Source organism: Falsiroseomonas tokyonensis, assembly GCF_019024325.1.
Classification (GTDB): domain Bacteria; phylum Pseudomonadota; class Alphaproteobacteria; order Acetobacterales; family Acetobacteraceae; genus Falsiroseomonas; species Falsiroseomonas tokyonensis.
In genome coordinates this window covers 1-23,540 of sequence record NZ_JAFNJS010000015.1, presented here as the reverse complement: position 1 = coordinate 23,540, position 23,540 = coordinate 1, and the positions used below count along the sequence as shown (strand labels likewise).

The following is a 23,540-nucleotide window of genomic DNA, read 5'->3' as shown; positions in this document are numbered from 1 at the left end:
CGCGACAAGGAGCCCTGGATCATGACCCACACCACGAAGCTTGCCGCCGGCGCGGCCTTTCCCGCGATCACCGTGCCGCGCCTCGGCGGCGGCGAAATCGCGCCGGCTGCGGCCGGGGGCTGGCGCCTGCTGATCGTCTATCGCGGCAAGCATTGCCCTCTCTGCAAGCCCTATCTCGGCACGCTCGATAAGCTGCTGGAGGAGTTCGAGGCCGCCGGCGTCTCGGTCGCCGCCATCTCCGCCGATCCGGAGGAGAAGGCTGCGGCCGACCATGCCGAGTTCGGCTGGCGCTTCCCGCTGGGCTACGGGTTGACTGTCGCGCAGATGCAGGCGCTGGGCCTCTATGTATCCAACCCACGCTCGGCCCAGGAAACCGATCGGCCCTTCGCAGAGCCCGGTCTGTTTCTGATCAACCCGGCGGGCGAAGTGCAGCTGATCGACATTTCCAACGCGCCCTTCGCGCGGCCGGACCTCGCGGGCATCGCCCGTGGAGCCAAGCGCATTCAGGAGATGAATTACCCGATCCGCGGCACGCTGGTCTGATCGCGCCATGCTGACCGGCATCCGCGCCTGCGTCTTCGATGCCTACGGCACGCTGTTCGACTTTGCCTCGGCGGCAGACGGCTGCGCCGACGTGTTGGGTGACAAGGCGGGTCCGCTGACCGCCCTTTGGCGCGACAAGCAGCTGCAGTACTCCTGGCTGCGCGGGCTGCAGGGCCGCTACGTGCCGTTCTGGCAGGTCACTGGCGACGCCCTGGACTTCGCGCTGGAGACACTTGATCTCCCGGCAGACGGGCCGCTGCGCGAGCGTCTGATGAATCTGTACCGCACGCTCGGCACATTTCCCGAAGTGCCTGGCGTGCTCCGCGCGCTGCGCGAGGCAGGCTTTGCCACCGCCATCTTATCGAACGGCTCGCCGGACATGCTGGCAAGCGCGGTGGAGGGCGCCGGGCTCGCCGGGGCCTTCGATGCGGTGATCTCGGTGGATGAGGTCGGCAACTTCAAGCCGGACCCTCGCGTCTATCAACGCGCGGTCGACCGGCTCGGTGTCCCGGCGGAGGCTATTGCCTTCCAATCCTCCAATGCCTGGGATGCGCATGCCGCCTCGGCCTTCGGCATGCGCGTGGTGTGGTGCAATCGCTATAGCCAGCGGCGCGAACGGCTGCCTGGGATACCGGACCACGAAGTCCATAGCCTTGCCGAGCTGCCGGCATTGCTTGCGACACAGGGATAGCGCCGAGATCGGCGATGCGGCGGCGTCGCCCACCGCAGTCGCTATCGAAGCGCGGATTGCTGGTTCTCTGGCTTCACCCTCGCGAGGCGGACCCGGCGACGCTTGGCTGATCTACGGATCGCGGAACGTGACCAACGTGGCGCAGCTTGCTTATGCTCTGGGTCGATGGGGACCCGGACCCGAAAGCGCGGGGACCGCCGGAGACGCTGCACGAGGGGCAGATCGAGAGCGGTGGTGGGAATGGCGGCGAACCTGCTGGTGCCCACCAGGCTGGCCGTCATAAGGCCGGCCGAAAGGGATGGAGCGTGCCCAGCATGATGGCACCGCTGGGCACGCTTATCCGCCTCTAGCAGGCTGATGAGGTCACGGCACCCGCCGCTTCACCACCTGTACCGACAGCGCTGCCACGGCGAGATCGACGGTCGAGGCGCTGACATTCCGTGCCGTGACGCGCACGCTGTTGTTCGACCAGACATGGCAGTCGAGCACGAAGGCGATGCTGCTCGTGTCGAGCGAGGCATCGGCGTAGTCGCCGCGCCGCGCGCCCGGCACTGTCACGTCGATGTTCGCCGTCGAGCCTGCGGTCAGGCTCGGCAGGTCCCAAGTCGTCTCCAGCGCCAAGCTGCGCGTGCCGATCGGCACCGAGGGGCAGGCGTAGAGCACGGCCGGCGCTGCCTCTGGCAACCCGAACAGCCGCAGCGCTTCGAGCTCGATCTGTCCGTCGAAGCCGACGATGCCCACCTGTGCAAAGGCCACGCCCGCGCCGACCCGGATCGTCTGCCGCCGGTTCAGCGAAGCGTCTGCCATCACCGCGCCGGCGTTCCACCCTTTTGCCGGGCTGTTCCACTGCATGGTGGTGCCGGAGGCCAGCACGTCGCCGGCGATGTTCTCCCGCACATTGGCTGCCCCATCGAACACGCGGACGAAGAGCCGCCCGCCATCGACGCCCCCGGCCAGCCAATGCGCGAGCGCAAACTCCTTGGCCGAGGAGGTGTCCACCACGAAGGCCATGCCGCGGTTGGCGTCCAGCAGCAGCCCGCGCGCCGTGGCCGCGATCCCGTCCAGTCCGTTGAAGCACAGCCCCGCCAAGGTGGTCGCCGCGGTGGTCGATGTAGCCAGCGTCGCCAGCTTCTCGACGCCGATCTCGGTCCCGCTCTGCCGGAAGGCCGCGGCGCGGATGTTCGGCACCGCCTCCAGCACGCGCAGCAGCCGCGAGGCCGGCGCGCGGTGCCGGTTGATCACCGCATTGCCAGCGCGGTCCGCGGTCGCGGTGTAGTCGATCCGCACGGCATAGGTATTGGCCCAGGCCACCTCGTACTCACAGTCGGTGGCGCTGCCGGTGTGCCGGGCGACGATCGGCGAGCAGGCCTCCATCCGCAGCGCGCGGCCGATGATGGCGGTGCCGTCCGTCTCGTTCAGGAAGGGGATCGCCACGTTCGGGTCGAGCTGGCGCAGTTCGAAATTTGGACCGTCGAAGACGTGCCGGTTATGGTTGTTGTAGCCGCCGGCGCCGCGCGAGAAGCGGATGCCATAGCGGTCGATCGTCGGATTGATCCCGGTGGCGAGGGCGAAGTGGCCGCCGTAGTAGCGGATCGAGGTGTTCCAGGCGGTCGCTGTCTCGGCGCGGATGTCGAGGCCATAGCGATTGTTCAGGATGCGCAGCAGATGGAAGGTGCTGTCTTCCACGCCGCGACCATCGCCAAGCGTGCGCATGCCGATGCAAAAACCCGAGACCAGGCGGAGGTCGACCACCGTGGCGTCGATGTTGCGCACCAGGATGCCGATATCGGCCTCGGAGGCCCAGTCGGATTGGATCTGCCGCACCACCTGCAGCCCGGCGTAGAGCTTCTCGCCGTTGCGCGTGGTGCCACCATCGCCGAGCGTCAGCACGGTGGCCGGGGCGTTGGCCGCGCCGGTGTACCGGATGACGCCGCGCATGATCAGCCCGCGTGCGCCGCCACCGAGCGTGACCCCGCTGCCGACGTTCCAGGTGCCGGGCGGGATGACCGCAAATTTCTGGTCGGCCGCCGCCCGGTCAAAGCAGGATTGGATGGCCGTGCGGTCGTTGGCCACGCCATCGCCCAACCCGCCGAAATCGGTCGGCAGCACCGCCTCGCGGTCACGCAGGTACTTCGCGAAGTCGGTCTTGTTGAGATTGGCGTTGAGAACCAGCAGGTCATCGATGCGGGCCGGCATGGTGGGCCTCCTACAATGCGGTGGCGGTGACCGGGCCGGCGAAGGCGGAGACGTTGCCCTCGGGCGAAACGCTGCGCAGCCAGTACCAGCGGGTCTGTCCGGCGGTGATGCCGGTGCGGTCCCAGGGCAGCGCGGTCGGCTCGCTGGCGAGCTTGGTGGCGGCGGAGAGGCTGGCGCTGCTGGCCTCGAAGACCTGCAGCCGGACCCCGTCCGCGGGGAAGCCACCCGAGAGCCGCACGCCGCCAGCGATGCCGGTCGCGGCCAGGCCGGACGCGGCGGCCGGCACCAGCGCCTCGCGCCAGCCTGACACCGCCCCGCTACGCGCCTGCGCCCGCACCCGAAAGGCGGTCGGCTCCGCGGTGGGGATGGCCACGGCGGTGGCGCCGAAGCCCCCTGCGTAGCCCTGCCAGACCGCCACCGAGGTCGGCCGGAACTCGATCTCGTAGCCGGCGAGATAGGCGGAGCCCACCGCCGACCAGGACACCGCCATCGCTGTGAACGACGTCCCGAGCGGCGTCTCCACCAGGATGGCGGCCGGCGCTGCGATCACCCCCGGGTTCGGCAGCACCACGGACGGGTTTTGGCCCGTCGCCCGCTCATCGGTCGCCGGGTTCCAGGCCCAGACGGCGGGATCCTCCTCCGCCAGTTGCAGGTTCACCCCGCCATCCGGCGCCAGAGCCCAGCCGGTCACCCGCGCCGGAAAGGGCGTCAGCCGTTCGAGCGCCACCGTCACCCCGTCCCAGGGCCGCAGCCGCAGCGCCGAGAGGTTGGCCTGCATCGCAACCTCGCGCTGGCGGCGGTTGCGCTCCAGTTCGATTTTCATCAGGCGCTGGACCGTGGCGGCGGAGGTGGTGAGCGGGAACTCCATGTCGCGAAAGATCGCCTCGCCGCCATCCTCGGTGACGTAGTTGCTGGCGAGCAACGGCGGGGCATCGGTCGGCTGCCAGGCGGCTGCGGGCTCGACATAAACGGCGCGCACCCCGTTGAAGAGATCCCGTCGCGGGCGCGAGCCTACGATGGTGACGTCGCCGCGCAGATCGTCCGAGGTGAGGGTCGCCGCCGGCAGCGCCGGCGCGCCGGCATGGATGTAGAAGCGCCCCCCACTCACGACCAGCGCGCCCGCCATGGCAGCGACCAGCTTGCGGGTGATGGCGATCTTGCCCTCGCCCAGGGTGACGGCGCCGTTGACGGTGTAGCGGCGCTCCGCGGTGCCATCGCGGCGGCCCATGATCTCGTCGCAGATGTTGGCCGCGGCCATCAGCGCCGGCAGGTCGATATCCGACCACGCGGCGCGCCACCCGAAGGGCGAAGTCAGGTACCAGGCCAGGCACAGCGCGGGATTGTCGGACCAACCGGCGGCGCCGGTCCGCGGGTCGAGGATGGTGTCCGCACCCTCGACGATCGCCGAGAGGCTGGGCGCGCCGGAGGGGAAGGCCTCGGGCCGCAGCTTGAGGCGCACGGCGAGATAGGCGCGCCCCTGGCCACGATGGGCCGCGGTCCACTGGCCGCCAGTGTCTGCGACGAGGTTGGCGTTGGCCGCCTGGCCGGGATCGCCCAGTGCGCGGTCGATGCGCAGCAGGCCGGCGAACTTCGCGTCGGTGGAGGCGGTGCCGTTGAGGAACACCTCACCGATGGCGCGGACGCGGTGGGCGGCCAGCACCACGACGACGTGGAGGAAGCCGTCGGCGCGGCCCTCGTCATCGGTGGCGGAATGCAGGAACACCACGGGGCCCGATGTGCGACAGCGCCCGAAGACGACCTGGTGCTCGGTGATGGGCTGGCGGAAGGACTGGGTGCGGCCGGCGCCGGGCGTGCGGGGATCGAAGCCGGAGCCCGGGCCGGTGTCCGTCCCTGGGGTGACATTGGCGCTACGGGCGGCGGAGGGCGACTTGGGGCGGAAGACCGCGGCACCCACGGCGGAGACCACCAGGGCGGCGCCGGCGGCCGCCACGGCGCCCAGGACGCCACCGCCGATGACGGCCGAGGCGGCGGCCCCCGCGGCAGCGGCGATGAAGGGGATGGCGACGGGCATCAGCCAACCCTCCAGGTAATGGTGCAGGCAGTAATGGGGCGGCGGAGCAGGCCCGCGGGTCCGACGAAGGCGGCGCGGCCGGCGTCGAGCACGACGCCGAGGCGATCCGGGTCACTGGCCAGCACAACGTCGCCGGCGCGGGCGAAGGGGACCGGCACGCGCGGGTACCCTGCGGTGTCGGCCATCGCGGCGAGGGAGGGCTGGTGCTGCCACGACGGCCGCCGCCCGGTGCAGGCCACCACCGCCGCCAGGGCGAAGCGCCCGCAGTTCCAGCGCGCCGCATCAAAGGGCCGATGCTCAGCGGCGCTGATCAGCGCCGCCAGCCGCTCCGGCCAGTCGGGCAGCCGGCTCACTGGTTCGGCAGCCGGATTTCCGCCTCCTGGAGTGCCGGCACGAATTCGAAGAACCGATCGCCCGGATACTCGGCCTGCTGATCGGCGTCGGTGTAGCGCCGCACCTCGGCGCGCTCGAGGTCCACGAGCCGGCTCTCGCAGGCCAGCGCGACGGAGGGCTCCCCGCCGTCCGTCACCTCCATGGTGTCCATCAGCCCGGCCCAGAGCGGAAACGGGTCCGCGACAAAGGCGCCCTGCGCGTCCAGCAGCGCGCCCCACAGCGTGACCGGTCGCAGGCGATAGCTGCGCTCGGCCAGTGCGATGTCCACCACCTCCTGCGGCACTGGCGACAGGGCGAGGGTGAGCCGCACGGCACGCAACTCGACCGTCTCCTCCACATCCGAGATGGCGCCAATGCTACCGGCGCCCTCGAACACCTTCCCGGCCCAGTCGAGCGGGCCGAGCCCGGTCCAGACGCGAAAGGGGCCGGTGGCGAAGTCGAGTTCGACCAGCACCACCGGTGTTGCGATGGGCGCGGTGGCCGCGGCCGCCGCCTGGTTGCTGAGGCGTGGGGTGCCGGACATGGCTAAAGCGCCTCCTCCAAGCGGATGGTCACGGCGGCGAAGGGCCCGGGCCGTGTCGGGTTCGCCGCCTCGTCGTCGGAGACCAGGCGCATCGGCACGCTCGGCAGCGAGAGGATCAGCGGCTCGCCGACCACCACCGCGGCGCGCAGTGGCGGCGCGATGGCGATGGTGGCGGTGCCCGCGCCGGAGGCAGCGACCGCGGCGGTGGCGATGTAGAGCCGCCCGCCGAGGCCGATGTAGTCGCCCGCGCCGACGGCCACCGTGCTCGGCCACCAGCCCTGCGTGACGATCGACAGCGCGCCGCGTGGTGCGCCGGCCGCCAGGGACGGATTGCCGGAGCCCACCACCAGCCCGGTCCCGTCCGTGAAGATGGTGGCGTCCGAGAAGCTGTAGGGTCCGGTCGGCACGTCGCCCTGGCTGCGGGGATCGCCTGTGCGGTATTCGCGCCGCCAGTCCCATATGCGCACCGTGTTGGCGGAACCGGCGAGTGCCGCCAGCAGCCCGTCCATCACGCCGGCCTGCACGCGGCCCAACGGCTCGAAGCTCGCCTCTGCCACCCAGCGCGCACCCTCGCGCCGCAGCACCTGCGTAGCGCGGGTGACCGGCGAGACAAAGCGCAGCGTGTTGTGCTGCAGGTAGAAGCTGAGCCGCGACGGCCGCAGCACGGCGGGCCAAGCATATTCCGTCATGGCTATCCCCGCACGATAGAGGTGGCGCTGCCGCCGCGGCGGATGGCGTCGAGCGTGGCCGCACTGGCCTGGCGCACGATCTGCGCCGAGAGCACCCGCAGCCGCGCCTCTACGCCGGCATCGGCGCCGCGGGCATCGATGGTGATGCTCTGGTTGATCACCGGCCCGCCCGGCGCCATGCCGTTCGGCAGCACGGTGCCGCTGCGGTTTGGCACGAACCATTCGGGCCCGCGCTCGCCGACGATGTAGGGCTGGCCGCCGGCCACCGGCCCGCCCTCGGCGCGGAACAACCCGCCCAGTGCCGAGCCGATCCCCGAGAAGATCGAGCCGAAGTCGAAGCCACTGAGGCTGGAGGTGACCGCCGTGCCCAGCGGCTCGGTGATGGTGCGGCGAACGACGATGCGGGCGATGTCCTGCAGGATGCCCTGCAGGACCTTCGAGAAACTCTCGCCCTTGATGATCGCGTCCTCGAAGGCCGACGAGAAGGTCAGGCCAAGTTCCCGCGCTGTGTTGCTGGTGCGCTCGGTGGCCTGCTGCACACGCTGCTGGCTGCGCTCCAGCTCCTCGAGCGCGGCATTGGCCTCGCGCGAGACGGTCTCGTCGGGGATGGGCTGGCCGGTGCGCTCGGAGCGCTCGACCAGACGGCCGAGGGTTTCGAGGCGGCGGGTGTAGCGCTCCTGGGCGTTTTCGTTGTTCTGAATCAGCCGCTCGCGCTCGCGGATGATGTCGTTGATCTCGCGCTCGGCCTCGCGGTCGGGGCGCGGGATGCTGGCCACACGGCGGGTGGTGCCCTCGATGCGGCGCAGCGCCTCGTCGCGGTCGCGAAGGGCGAGTGTCTCCAACTGCGTGCGATCGGCGGCGGTGATGCCACCCGCGGCCTCGGCCTCGCGCAGCCGGCGGACGCGGTCGTCGTATTCGCTGTTGATCCGGAAGCGGTCGTCGAGCGCGCGGCGCAGTTCCTCGGCATCCGCGGCGGTGCGGCGACGGCGTGCCTCGGCGGCCTGGGCGGCCGCGGTCTCCTGCTCGGTGCGCTGCCGCTCGCCCGCGGCCTGCTCGCCGCGGGTGATTTCCTCCTGGAGTTCGCTGTACTGCCGGCGCAGTTCCTCGAGGCGCGCGGCGCGGTCCACGCCGGCCTGCCGCTGGGCGGTGCCGACCAGACCGCTCTGGATCGAGCCACGGCGCGGCTGGGAGCGCAGGCTGTCGCGGCCGTCACTCTCCGCCTCGATGCGCGCGATCTGGGCGCGCAGCGCCTCGGCCTGGGCGCGGCGGTCCGCCTCCTGCTCCGAGGGCAGCAGCAGGCCGGAGCCCCGACGCACGCCGTCCAGCACGCGGGCGGCGCCGGACAGGGCGCGCGCCAGCGCGTTGGACAGGCCAATCGCCTGGTCGAGACGGGCGAGGAACTGGTCGGCGGCGGCGGTAAGCTGCCCGAAGGCACGGCCGACCGAGAGCGGCGCGCGCTCGAACTCGCCATTCAGCCGCTCGACGGCGCGCAGCAGCGCCGGGAAGACCGTGTCGGCGGTGAGCTTGCCCTCGGAGCCGAGCTTGCGGAGCTCGCCGATGGAGACGCCGAGCTCGCGCGCCAGCGCCTGCGCCAGCGTCGGCAGGCCTTCGAGGATGCTGCGCAGCTCATCGCCCTGTAGCGTGCCGGAGGCCAGCGCCTGGGCGAGCTGCTGGGTGGAGGAGGCGATCTCCTGCTGCGAGGCGCCCGACGCAATGGCGATGCGCTGCAGGCCGCCGACCAGGGTGGCGACCTGGTCGGAGGTGGCGCCGATCTCGCGGGCCGCGATCGAGAAGCGGACGAAGGCGTCGACGCTCTCGCGGACGGCAACGCCGGTCTGCAGGCTGTCGCGGTACAGCCGGTCGTAGATCTCCCCGGCGCGCTCGATCGAGCCGAGCGCGGTATTCAGCCGGCCCATGGACTGGGTGAGCGCGTCGCCGGCGACGACCACGGCGCGAAGCCCGGCGGCGAGGCCGGCGATCTGCACGCCGCGGACGGCGACGTCGAGCAGGTCCAGCGCGCGGGAGGCGCGATCGGCGCCGCCCTGGATGCGCTCCAGGCTGCGCTGGCCGGTCTCGCCGACCTCGCGCAGCTCCTGATTGACCCGGGCGGCATCGTCGAGCGACAGCCGGACCGAGACGCGGCGCGTGCTATCCGCCATGCGTCACGCCTCCTGCGTCGGTGGGGTCGTCAGGGTCCGGGGGGATCACTGCGGCGAGCGGCGCTGCCGGCGGCGAGGCCCATGCGCATGGCCAGCAGCAGTTCCGCCGCGGCCCAGCCGGCCGCCCCCATCTCGCGGGCGGTGGCGAGCGCGGCCGGCATGTCGAGGTCGAGGCCGCTCATGGTCGCCGTGGCGCAGGTGGTGCCAGCAGCCCAGCACGCGGCGCCCGGGACGCTGGCCGGCGCGTGGGCGGCGTAGGGGCAGGCGAGCCCGCAGTCGCGATCGAGGGCCGCGCAGCCGCGGCAGTAGTCAGGGCCCTGGCCGAAGTGCCATTCGGCCCGGGCCCTTAGCCGTTTCCCTCCAGCGCCACTGCGGCGACCGGACCGGTGGCGCGATCCCAGAAGGCGGCGGCCATCTCGTCCCTATCCATCAGCCGCTCGACGGCCTCCGGCGAGAGCGGCAGCGGCTTGCCGGCGGCGTCGCCCACCCCCTCCCAGGCGGTGACGGCGTGGCGGGCGAGCGCCTTGACCAGGAAGGCGAAGGCCAGGCCGCGGGCCATGTCGGGGTCGAGGTCGGCCTCCGCGGCCCTCAGCGCGCCGAGGCGACGGGCGGAGCCGGCCTGGGCCGCGGCCATGACAGCGGTGGTGACGGGGCGGATTTCCACGCGGACGCCGCGCGGCAGGTCGAGCCAGTACGGCTCGACCGGGAGGTCGAGGGTGAGCATGCATTTCTCCATTTGCGTGATACTCGGACGAGACGTCTCGATGTCAGGCACTTGACGTGAGCCGCTACGGGTCGGCTGTCATGTCGATGCCGCCGCCATTCGGTGCTGCCAGATCAGAGGAGCAGCTAATGCGTTGCGGCAGATTGGAGGCGGAACTGCCGTAGGCGCTCGTAGGTGGCATCAGCCAGTTCTGGCTCGCCACCGATACTTGCCTCAAGCTTCTGAAGGCTTTCGTGTTCGTCCGGGCCATCCGGAGCGACGAGATAGGTGCTGCGCAAAATGGCGACGATCGGGCGCTGCAGGACGAGGGGCAGCGTGGCTAGGGCCGGTCCACCGGCCTCCAGCAGCAGGAGCGAACGCACCGCCGCCCATCGGCTGTAACGGGCAAACGCGAGTGCATCTGTACGATCGCGGGCGTTGCGGGCTTCTGGATCAAGCCGTTGCGCCAAGGGGGCTTGGCCCTTCTGGCTGGCCCAGATCCGCTCAAGGATCGAAATCACTAGGGTGGTCGTGCCGCTCAGGCGGTCCCTGCCCACCGGCAACTCGCTCAGCAATGGCGCAAAAGCGGATGTCTCAGAATCGGGCCGAAGCCGCGCTGCCTCGTGCAACAGGCGGAGAATGAAGGATGCCTTGGCGGGAACATCATCTACAGGCAAGGACGCGTTCTGGACGCGTTCGGCAAGCCAGGCATCGAAAAGCTTGAGCGCGCGCAAAAGCACCTTTCGGCGCCTGTCGTGCTGTCGCCGCCGCCGAGCCTCGGCTTTGGCCTGTTCCTCTGGGGAGAGGGCCGCCGAGGATGCCTCCTGTTCGGCTGGGTTGGCGACGTCCTCCGGCCTAGGCATCGCGTCATGCTCGCCGTCCTCGTCTTCTCCCGCTGCTAGGTCGTCCTCCTCGCGCAGTTCACGCTCGCGCTCGGTGCGCGGGTCGGGGGCACCGGTCAGGCAGCCCATGGCGATGCGAGAGGCCAGAGCCTGGATGGGATGGCCGCTCCAGATACCGTGGTTGGCCTGGAAAGAGATCGCATGCTTGCGGCTGGTGTCCTCGGTCTCGCGACGGAACTCCTCCTCGCTGTCGTAGTGGTCGCGGTGTTCCTCCCCCGAGCCTCCCTTTCCGCCGCCACCCGAGGCACGATCAGGCCGCTCGAAGAGCAGATCGGCCAGCTCCGCAAGATCCATGATGTCAAATCGGCCCTGTTCGAAGCCGGTAACGAGCGACGTGGCGCCGCCGTAGGATCCCGGGGAGGCCAGCCAAAGTCGTTTAGGGTCATGTACGAGGGCAGGCAGCGTCCTGCGACCATCAGCAAGGCGGAAGCGCACGATCAGCGGCCAGCTCGGCGTACCTGGAATGTCGGCAAGTCCTTGACCGTTGCCCCCCACGCGCACCGCGTGCTCAGAACCGCCCGGCAACAGGACCGTCGCTGAGGTTAAGTACCCGCTGGACAGTGGCCACCACCTCAGCTGCTGCTCATCCAGTTCGACCGTACCGGGAAGGAGTTCGGCGTCACCTGCAGGCTCGGGCTCTGGTCGGACCGAGGGAAGCAAGCTCCGATCGAATGGCTGGTCCAGTTCCAACCCTAGCCAGGAGAGTGCCTCGTCTCGTGGATACCGCCGATAGACGCAGGCCTCAGCATTTCGGCCGGCCCGACCGGGTGAGCCCAGGGCGGCACGACTCACATTCGCACTGCCGTAGAGGACGTGGTCGCCCTCCTCGCACTGAATGATAACAAGCTTTGCGTGCAGGTCGCGCATCGCGCCAAGTGCTGCGGGCAGCCGAGCGAGCCGCAGGTTCAGATGACTGAGATTCATGTAGGCGGGGAAATTGGGGCGTCGGTCGGGAAGCCCGACAACGATTTCTGCACTGGGGAAGGCGCTCGCAATGTCCTCGATGGCTTGGGCTTCGGCATCCCAGAACGGGGAGATCAGCACTACGCGGTGCGCTTGGCGATGGCCGATGATGCCACGTAGCTTTTCCAGAATGCCGACACCGGCCCCGTCGCCCCGCTCCAGCAGCAGGTCAATCTGCGTTCCATCCTGCAGCGTGAGTGGCTCGATGTTTTCACGGAATTCGGCAAGCCAAGGGCTGTCACGGTGCAGCAGCGCTAACTTGTGTTCCATGGCATCACCTGGCACGGCCCTCATCCAGGGAAGTACGTAGTTGAACGCTTTGCGGATCAGTTGCCCTTGCGCGGCATTGTCCAGGCCGTCGTCCCTGGCGTCCCAGGCGAGAGAGCCGACCAGCTCGAGATTCCTGCACCAACCTGCCGCGGTTGCGTTAGCGGAGGACACGCTAAGCCGTGCCCGCCGTTCACCCAAGCGGATCATCAGCTTTGGGTGGAAACAGGCTTGGGCGCGGGCAGGCACGACTGCATAGCGACGCCCCGCGCGCGAAAATGCCTCCGGCAACGTAGCCAGGGACGTCGCGAACATCGTCGCATCCGCAAGGAGAATGTTGTTGCGGCAGCTATCGCGGTTCAGCCGCCGCTCAATGCCGGAGTCGTAGAAGGCGCCGTCCACCGAGAAGGTGGTGGTGATGGAGGAGTGAAAACCCTTCTGCTTCTTCACCTCGTCGAGGAGCTTAGTCAGGAGCATGGCTGTCCAGGAATGCGTGGCCATCGGCCGTTAGCTGGTTGCCTTCGTGGTAGCGGGCGTCCTCAAGAAAGCGGCTGAGGTTTGTAAGCCGAGGCGCAGTGTTGAAGAAGGCGCGTGTGTAGCTCTCGCACACCCGGCCGTCCTCAAGGGTGAAGTGGAAGGTATCGAGGCTGTTCGCGAGCAGCTTGTGGCCAGCAATCTCCAGGTGTTGGCGGATGAGGTGGAGGCGCATGACAGAGGCCAGTGCCTCTGCAAGAGGTTGATCGCGGTGGTCGTTGAGCGTTCGAAGCACCGCGGATAGGGAGCGCGCGCCCCCACCGGCGTGCCGATCGACCACCGCCAATACTCCATCCTGCCGAGCCGCCCAGCGCGCCCAAAGCGTGCCAAGCAGTTGTAGTGCCTCGACCGCACCTTCGGGCAATCCCTCCTGCTCAGGAAGCTTCACCAGGCAGCGTCGAGCTGCATCCTCAAGTTCCGCCTCCTTTTGCGTGAACCGCTCGCCGCAAGCCTCTGCCCAATCAGCCCAACTTGTTGTAGCGCCGGCCGCCTCTGCTAGCCGACCGGAAACCTCAGCGCAGAGCACGTCCGGCGCGGGTCCGTCAGCACGCTCTGCGTGATTCAGCATGACATTGAAGATTGCGGCGAGCGCAGCATGGCAGAGCTCATTTGCCTGGTAGGCACGCCAAACTTTGACGGTCTCGCCCGGCGCTTCGAACGGCTCCTTCCCTGGCATCAAGCCGTTGTAGAAGGCCTCACGAACGTGGTCGTCCTTATGTTTTTTCGGGTCGCCTCCAACTTCGCGCAGACGCCGCATGTAGTGGAGAAGGAGCCAGGCACTGGATCGGCGTGCACCACCGACACCTGGTCGGCCACCGTCGCCGCGGATAAAGCCGCGGAGCAGATTCATCTCCTCGCTTGGCAGCTGAATGCAATGAGGCCCCATCGCCTCGCCGATGGCCTCCAGGTCGGCAACAGCTACCTCGCCCGTCAGGATAGCCTTCAGGGCAACATCGCCCATCGGACCCACCGCCTGGCGATAGGCTGCCGCCATTGCGCGGCCCGGACCATCCGCAATGAGCGGCACGCCCTTCGAGGGGGACAGTAGGCCAACCTCCAACATGCTGGCGATGTAGAACTGCCCAAAATTTCCACCGATCGCCCCGAGGTAGCTGTCGAGAGATCTAGCTCGCGTTGCCGCCGCATCTTGAATGGAGAGATCGAGGACACTGATGCCATCCAACAGGCGCTCGCGATCCAAGCGCTCGGCCCATTCCCTCCCGGCCATGCCGCCCGAGCGGTCCCTATCGTGGCGGTAACTGGCGAGGGCAAGCAGGGCCTCGGCGCGGCGGATGAAGCGCCGCCAATGTGCAGTGTCGTTGTTGTGGACCTCTCGGTTAAAGGTCGCCACTGTCCAGCAGTAGAAGCTGTAATAGCGGAGCCGGTTCGTCACGTTGGTTAGCCCGGGTACCAGGGTACGGTAGATGCGGACCGAGGTGGCCTGCATCCCCAAAGGGTCCCGGCCAGAACTTTTTGTCGCCCGCTCCGTCCAAACCGGCTGAAGAACTCCCAACCTCTACTCCCCCCGACCATTCATCAAGACAATGATGCGGTCTGACAGCGCAGAACCGCAATCCATCTATGATGTCCTGGCCGCTTAATGGGCTCAGGCATACTCCGTCCCAGCCTGCTGGTTCCGCAGCACCGCCGTCATCATGCGCGTCGCCGTGGCGTTGAACGCGGCCCTGAACTCGAAGCTGGCCTCCACCCCGGCCGGCCCCTCGATCGGGGTCTTGGCGAGAGCCAGATAGACCTCGTGCAGCGTGATCGTCAGGCTGCGGTTCGCGTCGATGGTAAAGGCCAGCGCAAATTCCGCCGAGGTGCCGGCCTGCGCCTGGGCGAGCAGCGTCGTGTTCTCGAAGCGCACGGTGATCTGGCCGGTGCAGCGCGCGATGCCGGGGTCTACGCCATCGACGCGCCGATCGGCGCGGATGGTGCGCACCGCCTCCATCCCGTTGGCGTAGGTGAGCCGCGCGCCGGTGACCTGCGCTAGGGCCGAGCCGCTGCGCGTGATGCTCCCCTGCGCTTTGTTAAAGGCGGTGTAGGCCGCGCTGGTCGGAGTGCCACCCGACGTTGCGCCGGTGCGCACCGAGCCCTGGCCGAGCAGCCCGAAGGTCGCCGTCGCCGCTCCGGTCGGCGTAAAGTCCATCTCCAGCGTGTCGGCGCGCACGCCGGTGCACACGTCGAAGGACGGGACATCGGGATAGCCGATCTCCATCGCGTTGCTCGGCAGCGACGCCGCGCCCGAGCCGAAGGTGTGGATGAAGTTGGTGGTGCCGGTAGTGGTCGGCGGGCCCAACAGCAGCCGCAGCCAGTGGCCGATGTTGATCAGGTCGACCGGCACCACCGCCTGGCCGGCGACCGTGACCGTGTCGAGGAAGGGCGCGGCCGGGTCGCGGTTGCTGCCGACGCCGATGACGTCGGCATCCAGCAGCGGCTGCTCTGCGCCAAGATCACAGGACAGGAACGGCATGCGCCGCCAGTTGCTACCGGGCGCGGTGCCGTAGACGGTCTCGGGCAGCATGAGCAGACGGCAATTCGCGCCAATGGCACGGGGCATGGTCGTTCTCCTGGAGGGGGATTAGGCCAGCGGCGAGCCGGCGACGGTGAACCAGAGGGTGACGGGGATGGCTGCGGCGCGGGCCGCGGCAGCGCCCTCGAACTCGACATCCTCGAAGGACGCACTGCCGGGCTGCGCCCATTCAACGGCACCGCCGAGGCTGCGGTTGGCGGTGATGGCTGCAGCGATATCCACCAGCAGCGCGTCGAGCAGCGTGTTGCGTGCAGCGGGCGTGGCGCCGGCGACGGTGATCTCGACCTCGGCACGATGCTCGATCTGCCAAGCGAGCGGGGAAAGGATCGGCGTTTCCTCCACCGCCTCGCCGTCGCGCACCACGACCAGCCCGCCGGCGGGGATGCGCTGCGGGATGGTCTCGCCCCGCAGCACGGTCGGCGCTGGGTTCCTGACGGCCAGCGACGTGATCAGCCGGCTGTGCAGCGCGGCGATGGCGGTCTCGCGCGCGCTCACGCGGCCCTGCCGCTCTCGCGTTCCCACGCCGCCACGAAGCGCCCCGGCAGACGGCGCAGCCCTCGCTCAGCCGCGCCGCGCACATCGAGCCGCTTAGCCAGCTTCACCTGCGGCAGAAGAAGGAACATCGGCACCATTCCCTGCTCCAGCAGGCCGCGCGCCCAGGCCTCGCGGCCCTTGCGGTTGGCCGTGCCTACTTCCGTGACCCCGCCCGCCACCAGCCGGGTTCGGCGGCGCCGCCCGATCTGCTCGCCTTGCCGCAGCGGCAGGCACCACACGAAGCCCCGGCCCGATTTGAAGGGCCGGAGGAAGCCCTGGCCGGAGGCGACCATCTGCGCGGGCGTCACCCGCATGCCCTTCTCGCCTCGGCCACGCCGCCCCCTGGCGGCGTTGAAGCCGGTCGGGATGGCCAGGAACTTCCCGCCCCCCTTGGTTCGGATCAGGGCGCCGCGCTCGAAGGCGTCGATGACGTTCGGCACCTTGGTGAAGACCAGCCCCGCCGGCCGCAGTGACTGGCCGGACCGCGGGAAGATCATCGACCGCCAAGCATTGGCGATGCCCCGCGCGTTGGCCGAAAAGGCGGTGGTGACCTGGCGGCGGAGTTCGGCCTTCACCTGGTCGGTTTCCGCGCGGATGGCGGTCATGGCCGCGCGCTCACCCGCCTTCACCTCATCGGCCAGCACCTTGCGGAGGTCGCCGACGATGGCGGCCCCGAGCCGCATGGATCAGCGCCCACCGAATTTGCGGCTCAGGATGCGCAGCAGCAGGTCATGCAGGGCGGCATAGCCGAGCGTGCCGGCCAGCCACGCGACGGCGAAGAGCCACCAGCCATCGAGCTCGAAGGCATGGGCGATGAGCCAGGCGCCAGTGCCAAGGCTGCCACCGGCCAGCGCGTGCAGCAGATAGGCGCGGGTCAGCAGCGGTCGGTCTGTGGACGAGAAGCGCGCCATCGCCCCGAGCGCACCCAGGGCGCCGGCGAGCAGCGCCTCGCCGACAATGCCGCCGATGCGTTCGGGGTCGATCATGGCGGTGCTCCTATCGGCGGCAGAAGACGCGCCAGGCGATGCCGGCCGCGTCGCGCTCGGCGTGCTGGACGGTCAGGGTGTCGGCGCCCAGGGTGAAGGTGTCGTCCGCGTCCACAGCGGGCAGCACGGCGATGGCGACGGTCAACACGTCGCTCGCCTGGATCACGCTGGTGCCAAAGGCGTCGCCCAGCCGGTCCGGCGCCGAGCGCATCACGCGGAGCAGGACCGGCGCCCCGATCCCGCCCGCGCGATAGCTCGCATCCGTCCCGATGTTCGGATCCGCGGCCAGCACGTCCATGGCCGCGGCGAAGGCGCTCATGCCGGCCGTCGCAGTCGCCAGGCGAGCACGCCCACCACGGCGGCGGCGATGACCGCGATGGCGACGGCCGGCGCTAACGTGCCGAGGGCTTGGATCGCCGGCGCGGCCTGCGCCACGGCGGTCGCGATGCCCGCCGCACCCACCAGCACCGCACCACGCCCGGTGCCGGTGACAGCCGCGACCTCCCGCAGCGTCACCGGTGGCGCCGGCGGCACCCCGGCGAGCGTCAGGGCCCGATCGATCACCGCGGCCGGATAGGACAGCCCGGCGCATTCGTGGTGGATGATCGCCTCGACCAGCGACCGGAGGTGATCGTGCCGATGCAGGTCGATCGCCTCGTCCGGCCCAACGCCGATCCGCCGCGCCACCACTGCGATGTACGCGGCGGTGTCGTTCTCCACCTTGGGTGCCCAGCGCTCGATGATCGCCCGCGGCGTCCGCAGCTTGTGCCGGTCCTGATAGGTGACCAGCAGGGCGGCGAGCGCGCGGATGCCGAACTCGTGGCTGGTGAAGCGGCAGAAGCGCCCGTCCGAGGGCGGATCGGCCAGCCCCTGCCACGCATTGGCGGGGACATGCTCGATGTTGCCTGGGTTGCGGTTGCGATAGCCCCGCGTGGCCTTGGGATCGAGACTCATGCGCCGGACGCCGGAACGCGCAGCAGCACGGCACGCACGGTGGTGTCGGCAGCGAGCGCCGCCACCGTGGCGAGGCCCACCTGGAAATTCCCGGTGGCGGTGGTGGTGAGGCGCCGGTTCGTGTTGTCCCAGAACACCCGGGCGCCGGCGGTTATGGCGAGCGCCGGCTCCTTGGTGATGTCGAACACACCCTTGGTCTGGCATTCGATGACGGCGTTCTGCACGCCATCGACCGCGGCGACACCGAACAGCGCGCCGACCAGGACGCCCTGGCCGGAGGTAACGCCGCCCGCATAGGGCACGGCGAGCGCCAGGCTGTCGCCCGGCTGGACATAGTTGCGCATGGCGATGAGGTCTCCAGAAACGCAGAAGGCGCCCGGTGGGGCGCCCTCTGCATGGGTTCACGATGTACGGGAGGAGCCGGGGTCAGGTGCCCGGGTTGAACCAAGCGCCGCGCCAGTCGATGGCGCCGACGCCGAAGTCGAAGATCACGCTGACCTCGACGCCGTCCACGCCCTGGACATTCCCGGTGGTAACCTGCGGACCCTCGGCGCCGTTCAGGTAGCCGTAGACGTAGACCGGGGCCGCCATCGGATCCGAGAAGAGATACCAGCGGTTTGCCGGGATCAGCGGCTCGACCAGCGGCTGCACGAAGCCGGCGTAGACATTGGCGTTGCTGGTCTGCGTCGCCTGGACGGAGACGGTGAGCTGCCGCGCCGCGAGTTCCTGGTTCGGCCCGACCAGCAGGCGCATCTGCGCGCCGACCGCGATGGGAAGCCCGTCGAGGGTCTTCTGGCGCATCACCGCGGCACGGCCCAACGCCAGGTTGGGCAGGTCGAGCGCGGTGCCCGCGCCCGCCTTGTTGGCCCGCGCTGCTGCCGTGCCGAACACCGCCGCCGCGCCAGTGGTGAGCGTGGGGCCGTCGCCGGCCGCGCTGTTCACGAGCGCGTAGGCCGTGGCGTTCTCGAAGTCCGCGACGCGGCGGCCGATCATGGAGGCGAAGTCGGTGAACGCGCCGAGATCGTCGTTCACCAGCATCTGGCGCGTCACACGGATGCGCCGCGCGAAAGTCTGCAGGAAGACCAGCTCCTGGCTCTCGGACATGGTGCCGGCCTGGACTTCGCCATTTTCCGAAAGCGGCAGCAGCGTCGGGAAGTCGCCGACGCGGAGATGCCGGTGCGGCTTGAAGTCGCGGAAATCGCGCCGCAGGAACAGCGTGCGGTAGGTCGGCGCGGCCGGCGCGTAGGCCGCCAGCAGCATCTTGTTGGCCGCGGCCGAGAGCAGCGCCGGGAAGTCGCTGGTGGTGTGGAAGGCGCGTTCGGCCAGGATGGTCGGGTTGCGTGGGACGTTGCGCTCGCCGCGCGCACGCAGCAGCTCGCCGATCATGTCGGAGGGCCGCCAGCCCAGGAACTCGGTGTGGCGGCCGGTGGCCGGCGCCTGGTAGCCGGGCATGGTGCGGGCGGCGAGCGCCTCGGCCATGGCGTCGAGAAGCTGCGACGGGTCCTCGTTGGACGGGCCGGTGTCGGGGCGCGCCGGCAGGGAGGGGCGCGCGGCGCCGCTGGTGAAGGCCTCCCACAGCCGGCCGCGCAGCACCTCGGGCGAGACGCGGTCGCGGATGGCGGCCTCGCGCATGGTGTCGAGCATGTCGGCGGTCACCAGGCCACGGGCGGCGGCCAGCACCGGCTCGTAGCCAGCGATGCGCTCGACGGCGGCGCGCTCCGCCTCGGCGCGGATGGCCTCCAGGTCGGGGGCCGGCGGGACAGCGCGGGTCGGCTCGGGCGAAGCGGTGGTGGTCACGATGGTCTCCTGGGGCGGGGCGATGGGCGGCGCGGGCGGCGCCGGCGCGGGATCCGGCGAAGCCGGCGTCGTCTCGGGCATGGGTGGTTCCTCGAGGATGGTCAGGGCGGGTTCGATGGCGGTGGCGGGGGTGCCCTGATCCCCCTCGCCACGGATCACGGCCAGGCCGTCCACGGGGACGGGCACGATCGAGATTTCGTAGGGCTCCCAATCCACGGCGCGGTGGATGGTCTGGCCGGTGCTGGCGTCGGGCCGGGGCTCGTAGCGATGCACCCGGTAGCCGACGCTGACAGACTGCAGCGTGCCGTCAGCGACGCGCTGCCAGACCGGCTCCACGTCATCGGCACCGCTGAATTGCAGGGTGGCGTAGCCGCGGCCGGCCTCGAGGCGAGCGGCGGTGACGCGACCCAGAACATCGCGCGTGCCGGCACGCCGATGCGTGTCCAGCACGGGGGCGCGGCCGGACCGGAGCGCATCCATGCGCACCGCTGAGGGTGCCATGTCGAGCTCTTCGAGGATCGGCCCATAGGGCGGCACGAAGTTGCGGGCCCGTGCGCCGGTGCTCCACACCACTTCGACGGTGCGGGCAGAGCGATTGACCGTGACGGGCGCCGCCAGGGCGCGGCAGGCCACGATCGATTGCCCAGCGTCGGGAAGTCGATCCGGCGCGGGGGATTCCGCGCTCGGTTCGATTGGCTCGGTCATGAGGTGTGCTCCTGGGCTGCGCCGTTACGGCGCGGCGAAGCCCTGCGCGTTGACGTAGACCTGCGCGCCGGTGGTGATGCAGGCGACGTTCATGGCCGTGGCCGCGGTGCCGCGCAGCGGCGTGGGAAAGGTGATCTCCACCGGGGCCGCCATCGCCGCCGGCAGCAGCTGCCGCCAGATCACCGTGGCGCCGTCCTTAATCACCACCTCCGTCGCGACCGTCGCGTGCGCGTTGCGGATGTCGATCGAGGTCACGTAGTTCCGGATGCCGGCAGCCGCCGCAGCCCGGAGCGCCACATCGGCGGTGTTGATGATCCCACCCGCGGCGGCGGCGTACTGCCAGTCCGCCTCCGGGATGGCATAGGGCTTGGTGACCAGCGCGCCGATCAGCGTCGCCAGCAGATCGACGCCCCGCGCCGTTGTGACGGCGACCGGGTTGGCCGAGTAGCCGGTTGCGGCCAGAACCGGCACGGCGCCGCTGGTGTTGCGCGCCTGACCACCCACGGGCGTGACCGTCGGGGGGATGGTGCTGAGGACGTTCACGCCCAGCCCCTGGCCCGCGACCGACTGGCCGCGGCCGGCCGTGATCTCGGTGGTGAGCTCAGCATAGTCCGCGATGGTGACGAACTGGACCTTGATGTCCGTGTTCGAGACCGGCGCGAGGTTGCGCGAGATCGAGGCCCAGCCGGTGTTGAGATAGGCGCCGGTGAAGGTCGAGCCCACCAGATCGAAGCTGTTCGCGTCGATCACCGTGATGGTGAAGGTCCCATTCGCCCCGGGCACGCCCGACACGTCCGCCACCGTCACCGTGTCATTCGTGGCAAAGCCATGCGCCGCGCGAGTGATGCGCACCGCCCCACCGCCATTGTTCGCCACCGCCGAAATACCGCTGATGAACTGCCGGTTCCGCACGCGGATCCGAAAGCGATACAGCGCATTCGGCTCGGGAATCTGCTGATGGCGGACATAGGAGTTCGAGCGCGCCGCTGTGGTGTCGAGCAGGCGGCCGTGGAAGTAGCATTCGTCGTTGGTCGGCTCGAGCTCCAGCACCGACCAGCCCGCGGGGGCGGTGGTGGGAATGGTGCTGCCGGAAGTGCTGCCGAGGCGCGGCGCCCCCTCGCTCTGGACTTCGTAGTTCGCGAGCGTGGCGCTGGCGCCGTCCAGCCGCCAAGCCGCGGCGCTGCGCCCATCCGGCTGGGCGGTGGTGGGATCGATGCTGACCAGCTCGAGCCACACCGACTGGCCGACGATGCGCTGGCTCATGTTCACCGCCACCATGACCCGGAGCGGGATGGTGAAGGTGGTGCGGCTGGTGAGCGTCAGCTCATCGTCGAGGGTCGTGCCGGCGGAGATGGTCACGGCGCCATCCGCGACGGTGTGTGTGATGCCGCCGCCGCTGGCCGCGATCTCCCACCGCGCCGGGTTGATCTCGGTGCCGTTGAAGCTATCGCGGAACTTCTTCTGCATGCTCTTGATCTTGAGCATGTCGTCGGTCCAGTCGTAGGCGCCTGCGATCATGGGGATGCTCCGGGTGTCGGCTCGGCGCGCGGCGACGCGGCACCAGTGGCGGCGATTTCGATGGCGGCGAGCTGCGCCGCGTCCTGGGCCGCGCCCGACTTCGCGACGCGGCGCGGATCGCTGTCGAGGGAGAGGCCCGCCTCGTCGAGCAGGGCGTTGGCCTCGCGGATCATCTCGACCACCTGGCGGAAGTCATAGCCGAAGGCGCCCACCGCCTCGGGCTGCGGCACGAAGCCGGCACGCACCTGCGCGATCAGCGCGGTGGTGTCCTTGAGCGGGTCGATCATCTCGTGGGCCGGCGGGACGTGGGACAGGCCGTCCGGCACCTCCGCGCCCCACAACCCGAGCAGCGCGCCCTGGGCGTGGAAGCGGCCGGCGATCGGCCGGACCAGCATCGGGATCAGCATGCCGTACTGCACCTGTTCGCAGAGGCGCCGGAACTCGATCTTGCCGGCCCGAAGCGATGAGTAGTTCGCCTGGGTGAGGTCACCCGCGACCTGGTCGTAGGTCAGGCCCGTGCCGACGGCCGACGCCTCGAGCGCGCGGCGCGCGAAGGCCGCGTGGCTGCCGCCGCCAGACGGGTTCACCACCTCCACGGATCCCATGCCGCGGCGATACAGGATCATGCCGGGCTCGAAGCTTTCCACCGTGCGGCCCTGCGCATCGCGGAGGAGACCCGAAGCCGGCCCGGTCATCGCCTCGTCGCCATCCTCGGAGACGACGGCGGCGAGGCAGGCCTCGATCTTTGCCTTCATCAGCAGCGCAGCCTCGTAGTCGCCAAGGTCGCGCAGGCGGGTGAGCACCGGGGCGAGCCACGACACGTCACGCAGCTGGCCGGGCCGGCGCTTGCGATAGATGTGCAGCACATCGCGGGCGGGGACCCGCTGGCTGCTCAGCCAGGTGGCGCCGCCCGGCAGCACCCAGGATGCGCCGGGATGCACGCGATGCAACCAGTAGCCGACCGGCTCACCCGCATCGCCGAGGCCGATACCCTGCAGCGTGGGAACGCCCTCGATGACGCCCTGCCGCGCCGTGTCGAGGTGGTCGCTCTCCAGCACCTGCAGGCGCAGCCCGATCGGATTGGCGGGCGTGATGTCGGCCGGCAGCAGCCGGACGAAGCATTCCCCGCTCTCGACCACGGCGCGCATGACCAGGGCCTGCAGGCCATAGAGATCGAGCCGCCCCTCGGCGTCGCAGGCGGTGCTGTCGGACCAGCGGCGCCAGGCCTCGGCATGTGGCTTGTCCGGCCAGCGGGTGGTGATGCCGGCGCCGACGGCGTTGCCGGTCCAGAGATCGACGATGCGGGCGGCATACGGGTCGTTGCGCACGGCGTCGCGGGCGCGGCGGGCCACGGTGGGGGCCGCGGCGCCGACCTCGGCCGTGGCGCTGCCGCCCGAGGCCGCCCAGGAGGAGGCGCGGCTGTCCTGGGCGGCGGCATAGCCACGCAGCGCCTGCCAAGCATCGCGGAGGCGCCCCATCACCTGCTGCCCTCGCGAGAGAAGCTGGCGAAGGTCACGCTGGGCCGGCGTGCCGCGGTGTTCTCGGCAGCATGCAGGACCGAGAGCGCACGACCGAGCTCATCGAGCGACCGGTATTCCACGGTGCGGCCGTCGAAGGTCACGCGCGTGGTGCCACCAGTGAAGGCAGCGGCCAGCACAGCGGCGCGGGTGCCGGCAGGCTGCGCCAGTGCCCAGGCGAGGACGGTCGGGTCCATGATCGTCCTCCTTCAGCGAAGCCAGCCGCTGCGCGGCGCGAGCCAGCCACGCGGGCGCTGGGTGTCGGATGCGGCTAGCGCCGGCGCGGCCTGCGATGGCGGCGGCGGGTCAGCGACATTCCCAGCGGCGGGAAGTTCGCTCACCCGCAGCGGAGCATCGGCGATCTGGTCGCGCAGCTGCTGCCAGAAGCGGTCGCCATACCG

24 protein-coding genes are annotated in these 23,540 nt (G+C 70.0%); 2 read left to right on the top strand and 22 right to left on the bottom strand.

All coding sequences use genetic code 11. The annotated features are described in order from the left end of the window. The first annotated feature begins 21 nt into the window (after window positions 1-21). Both J3S20_RS27975 and J3S20_RS27970 read left to right on the top strand, forming a co-directional pair. A complete protein-coding gene (locus tag J3S20_RS27975; protein WP_216840222.1) occupies window positions 22-543 on the top strand; it encodes a peroxiredoxin-like family protein in 522 nt (173 codons plus the stop codon). A gap of 7 nt (window positions 544-550) precedes the next feature. Then, window positions 551-1,234, top strand: a complete 684-nt coding sequence (locus tag J3S20_RS27970; RefSeq protein ID WP_216840221.1) for a haloacid dehalogenase type II — start codon at window positions 551-553, stop codon at window positions 1,232-1,234. Window positions 1,235-1,597: 363 nt separating this feature from the next. On the opposite strand, the gene J3S20_RS27965 is transcribed toward J3S20_RS27970, so the two are convergent. From J3S20_RS27965 to J3S20_RS27860, 22 genes are all read right to left on the bottom strand, one after another. Next, entirely contained in the window at window positions 1,598-3,430 is a 1,833-nt protein-coding gene (locus tag J3S20_RS27965) for a hypothetical protein (RefSeq protein WP_216840220.1), read from the bottom strand. Window positions 3,431-3,440: 10 nt separating this feature from the next. Next, a complete protein-coding gene (locus tag J3S20_RS27960; RefSeq protein ID WP_216840219.1) occupies window positions 3,441-5,462 on the bottom strand; it encodes a phage tail protein in 2,022 nt (673 codons plus the stop codon). Continuing rightward, complete coding sequence (locus tag J3S20_RS27955) at window positions 5,462-5,815, bottom strand: DUF6950 family protein (protein ID WP_216840218.1); 354 nt, start codon at window positions 5,813-5,815, stop codon at window positions 5,462-5,464. Before J3S20_RS27955 ends, J3S20_RS27960 begins: the two co-directional genes overlap by 1 nt. Continuing rightward, window positions 5,812-6,378, bottom strand: coding sequence for a hypothetical protein (locus J3S20_RS27950; RefSeq protein ID WP_216840217.1), 567 nt, complete (start codon window positions 6,376-6,378; stop codon window positions 5,812-5,814). Before J3S20_RS27950 ends, J3S20_RS27955 begins: the two co-directional genes overlap by 4 nt. 2 nt (window positions 6,379-6,380) lie before the next feature. Beyond that, a complete protein-coding gene (locus tag J3S20_RS27945) occupies window positions 6,381-7,067 on the bottom strand; it encodes a hypothetical protein (RefSeq protein WP_092963421.1) in 687 nt (228 codons plus the stop codon). 2 nt (window positions 7,068-7,069) lie between these two features. Next, window positions 7,070-9,226 (bottom strand): tape measure protein, encoded by a 2,157-nt coding sequence (locus J3S20_RS27940; protein ID WP_216840216.1) that lies wholly within the window; start codon window positions 9,224-9,226, stop codon window positions 7,070-7,072. 29 nt (window positions 9,227-9,255) lie between these two features. Further along, window positions 9,256-9,408: a hypothetical protein gene (locus J3S20_RS27935; protein ID WP_216840215.1), complete on the bottom strand. Its 153-nt coding sequence runs from the start codon at window positions 9,406-9,408 to the stop codon at window positions 9,256-9,258. 164 nt (window positions 9,409-9,572) lie between these two features. After that, on the bottom strand, window positions 9,573-9,950 hold the full coding sequence (locus J3S20_RS27930; RefSeq protein WP_216840214.1) for a hypothetical protein: 378 nt from the start codon (window positions 9,948-9,950) through the stop codon (window positions 9,573-9,575). A gap of 125 nt (window positions 9,951-10,075) precedes the next feature. Next, a complete protein-coding gene (locus tag J3S20_RS27925; RefSeq protein ID WP_216840213.1) occupies window positions 10,076-12,562 on the bottom strand; it encodes a hypothetical protein in 2,487 nt (828 codons plus the stop codon). After that, on the bottom strand, window positions 12,525-14,042 hold the full coding sequence (locus tag J3S20_RS27920) for a hypothetical protein (RefSeq protein ID WP_216840212.1): 1,518 nt from the start codon (window positions 14,040-14,042) through the stop codon (window positions 12,525-12,527). Before J3S20_RS27920 ends, J3S20_RS27925 begins: the two co-directional genes overlap by 38 nt. A gap of 159 nt (window positions 14,043-14,201) precedes the next feature. Then, window positions 14,202-15,155: a phage tail tube protein gene (locus J3S20_RS27915; RefSeq protein ID WP_216840211.1), complete on the bottom strand. Its 954-nt coding sequence runs from the start codon at window positions 15,153-15,155 to the stop codon at window positions 14,202-14,204. A gap of 21 nt (window positions 15,156-15,176) precedes the next feature. Then, the gene (locus tag J3S20_RS27910) at window positions 15,177-15,623 is read right to left on the bottom strand and encodes a hypothetical protein (protein ID WP_216840210.1); all 447 of its coding nucleotides are present in this window, start codon (window positions 15,621-15,623) and stop codon (window positions 15,177-15,179) included. Next, window positions 15,620-16,345 (bottom strand): DUF6441 family protein, encoded by a 726-nt coding sequence (locus J3S20_RS27905; protein WP_216840209.1) that lies wholly within the window; start codon window positions 16,343-16,345, stop codon window positions 15,620-15,622. The genes J3S20_RS27910 and J3S20_RS27905 overlap by 4 nt, the downstream gene beginning before the upstream one ends. 3 nt (window positions 16,346-16,348) lie before the next feature. Beyond that, window positions 16,349-16,648: a hypothetical protein gene (locus tag J3S20_RS27900; RefSeq protein ID WP_092963389.1), complete on the bottom strand. Its 300-nt coding sequence runs from the start codon at window positions 16,646-16,648 to the stop codon at window positions 16,349-16,351. 10 nt (window positions 16,649-16,658) lie between these two features. Further along, the gene (locus J3S20_RS27895) at window positions 16,659-16,967 is read right to left on the bottom strand and encodes a head-tail joining protein (protein WP_216840208.1); all 309 of its coding nucleotides are present in this window, start codon (window positions 16,965-16,967) and stop codon (window positions 16,659-16,661) included. Beyond that, on the bottom strand, window positions 16,964-17,602 hold the full coding sequence (locus tag J3S20_RS27890) for a structural protein (RefSeq protein WP_216840207.1): 639 nt from the start codon (window positions 17,600-17,602) through the stop codon (window positions 16,964-16,966). The genes J3S20_RS27895 and J3S20_RS27890 overlap by 4 nt, the downstream gene beginning before the upstream one ends. Beyond that, window positions 17,599-17,946, bottom strand: a complete 348-nt coding sequence (locus J3S20_RS27885) for a DUF2190 family protein (protein ID WP_216840206.1) — start codon at window positions 17,944-17,946, stop codon at window positions 17,599-17,601. The genes J3S20_RS27890 and J3S20_RS27885 overlap by 4 nt, the downstream gene beginning before the upstream one ends. Before the next feature lie 82 nt (window positions 17,947-18,028). Then, window positions 18,029-20,104, bottom strand: coding sequence for a prohead protease/major capsid protein fusion protein (locus J3S20_RS27880; protein ID WP_216840205.1), 2,076 nt, complete (start codon window positions 20,102-20,104; stop codon window positions 18,029-18,031). A gap of 24 nt (window positions 20,105-20,128) precedes the next feature. Next, window positions 20,129-21,622, bottom strand: coding sequence for a ubiquitin-activating E1 FCCH domain-containing protein (locus J3S20_RS27875; RefSeq protein WP_216840204.1), 1,494 nt, complete (start codon window positions 21,620-21,622; stop codon window positions 20,129-20,131). Further along, window positions 21,619-23,100 (bottom strand): phage portal protein, encoded by a 1,482-nt coding sequence (locus J3S20_RS27870; protein WP_216840203.1) that lies wholly within the window; start codon window positions 23,098-23,100, stop codon window positions 21,619-21,621. The genes J3S20_RS27875 and J3S20_RS27870 overlap by 4 nt, the downstream gene beginning before the upstream one ends. Beyond that, window positions 23,100-23,336, bottom strand: a complete 237-nt coding sequence (locus tag J3S20_RS27865; protein ID WP_216840202.1) for a phage head-tail joining protein — start codon at window positions 23,334-23,336, stop codon at window positions 23,100-23,102. The genes J3S20_RS27870 and J3S20_RS27865 overlap by 1 nt, the downstream gene beginning before the upstream one ends. Before the next feature lie 12 nt (window positions 23,337-23,348). Beyond that, on the bottom strand, window positions 23,349-23,540 hold a 192-nt coding region (locus tag J3S20_RS27860), incomplete at its 5' end, for a hypothetical protein (RefSeq protein ID WP_216840201.1).

What these genes read in the sequence shown, in the direction of transcription:
- J3S20_RS27975 (WP_216840222.1), top strand. Translation starts at nt 22, where the DNA reads ATGACCCACACCACGAAGCTTGCCGCCGGCGCGGCCTTTCCCGCGATC.
- J3S20_RS27970 (WP_216840221.1), top strand. Translation starts at nt 551, where the DNA reads ATGCTGACCGGCATCCGCGCCTGCGTCTTCGATGCCTACGGCACGCTG.
- J3S20_RS27965 (WP_216840220.1), bottom strand. Translation starts at nt 3,430, where the DNA reads ATGCCGGCCCGCATCGATGACCTGCTGGTTCTCAACGCCAATCTCAAC.
- J3S20_RS27960 (WP_216840219.1), bottom strand. Translation starts at nt 5,462, where the DNA reads ATGCCCGTCGCCATCCCCTTCATCGCCGCTGCCGCGGGGGCCGCCGCC.
- J3S20_RS27950 (WP_216840217.1), bottom strand. Translation starts at nt 6,378, where the DNA reads ATGTCCGGCACCCCACGCCTCAGCAACCAGGCGGCGGCCGCGGCCACC.
- J3S20_RS27945 (WP_092963421.1), bottom strand. Translation starts at nt 7,067, where the DNA reads ATGACGGAATATGCTTGGCCCGCCGTGCTGCGGCCGTCGCGGCTCAGC.
- J3S20_RS27940 (WP_216840216.1), bottom strand. Translation starts at nt 9,226, where the DNA reads ATGGCGGATAGCACGCGCCGCGTCTCGGTCCGGCTGTCGCTCGACGAT.
- J3S20_RS27935 (WP_216840215.1), bottom strand. Translation starts at nt 9,408, where the DNA reads ATGAGCGGCCTCGACCTCGACATGCCGGCCGCGCTCGCCACCGCCCGC.
- J3S20_RS27930 (WP_216840214.1), bottom strand. Translation starts at nt 9,950, where the DNA reads ATGCTCACCCTCGACCTCCCGGTCGAGCCGTACTGGCTCGACCTGCCG.
- J3S20_RS27925 (WP_216840213.1), bottom strand. Translation starts at nt 12,562, where the DNA reads ATGGCCACGCATTCCTGGACAGCCATGCTCCTGACTAAGCTCCTCGAC.
- J3S20_RS27920 (WP_216840212.1), bottom strand. Translation starts at nt 14,042, where the DNA reads ATGCAGGCCACCTCGGTCCGCATCTACCGTACCCTGGTACCCGGGCTA.
- J3S20_RS27915 (WP_216840211.1), bottom strand. Translation starts at nt 15,155, where the DNA reads ATGCCCCGTGCCATTGGCGCGAATTGCCGTCTGCTCATGCTGCCCGAG.
- J3S20_RS27905 (WP_216840209.1), bottom strand. Translation starts at nt 16,345, where the DNA reads ATGCGGCTCGGGGCCGCCATCGTCGGCGACCTCCGCAAGGTGCTGGCC.
- J3S20_RS27900 (WP_092963389.1), bottom strand. Translation starts at nt 16,648, where the DNA reads ATGATCGACCCCGAACGCATCGGCGGCATTGTCGGCGAGGCGCTGCTC.
- J3S20_RS27895 (WP_216840208.1), bottom strand. Translation starts at nt 16,967, where the DNA reads ATGAGCGCCTTCGCCGCGGCCATGGACGTGCTGGCCGCGGATCCGAAC.
- J3S20_RS27890 (WP_216840207.1), bottom strand. Translation starts at nt 17,602, where the DNA reads ATGAGTCTCGATCCCAAGGCCACGCGGGGCTATCGCAACCGCAACCCA.
- J3S20_RS27885 (WP_216840206.1), bottom strand. Translation starts at nt 17,946, where the DNA reads ATGCGCAACTATGTCCAGCCGGGCGACAGCCTGGCGCTCGCCGTGCCC.
- J3S20_RS27880 (WP_216840205.1), bottom strand. Translation starts at nt 20,104, where the DNA reads ATGACCGAGCCAATCGAACCGAGCGCGGAATCCCCCGCGCCGGATCGA.
- J3S20_RS27875 (WP_216840204.1), bottom strand. Translation starts at nt 21,622, where the DNA reads ATGATCGCAGGCGCCTACGACTGGACCGACGACATGCTCAAGATCAAG.
- J3S20_RS27870 (WP_216840203.1), bottom strand. Translation starts at nt 23,100, where the DNA reads ATGGGGCGCCTCCGCGATGCTTGGCAGGCGCTGCGTGGCTATGCCGCC.
- J3S20_RS27865 (WP_216840202.1), bottom strand. Translation starts at nt 23,336, where the DNA reads ATGGACCCGACCGTCCTCGCCTGGGCACTGGCGCAGCCTGCCGGCACC.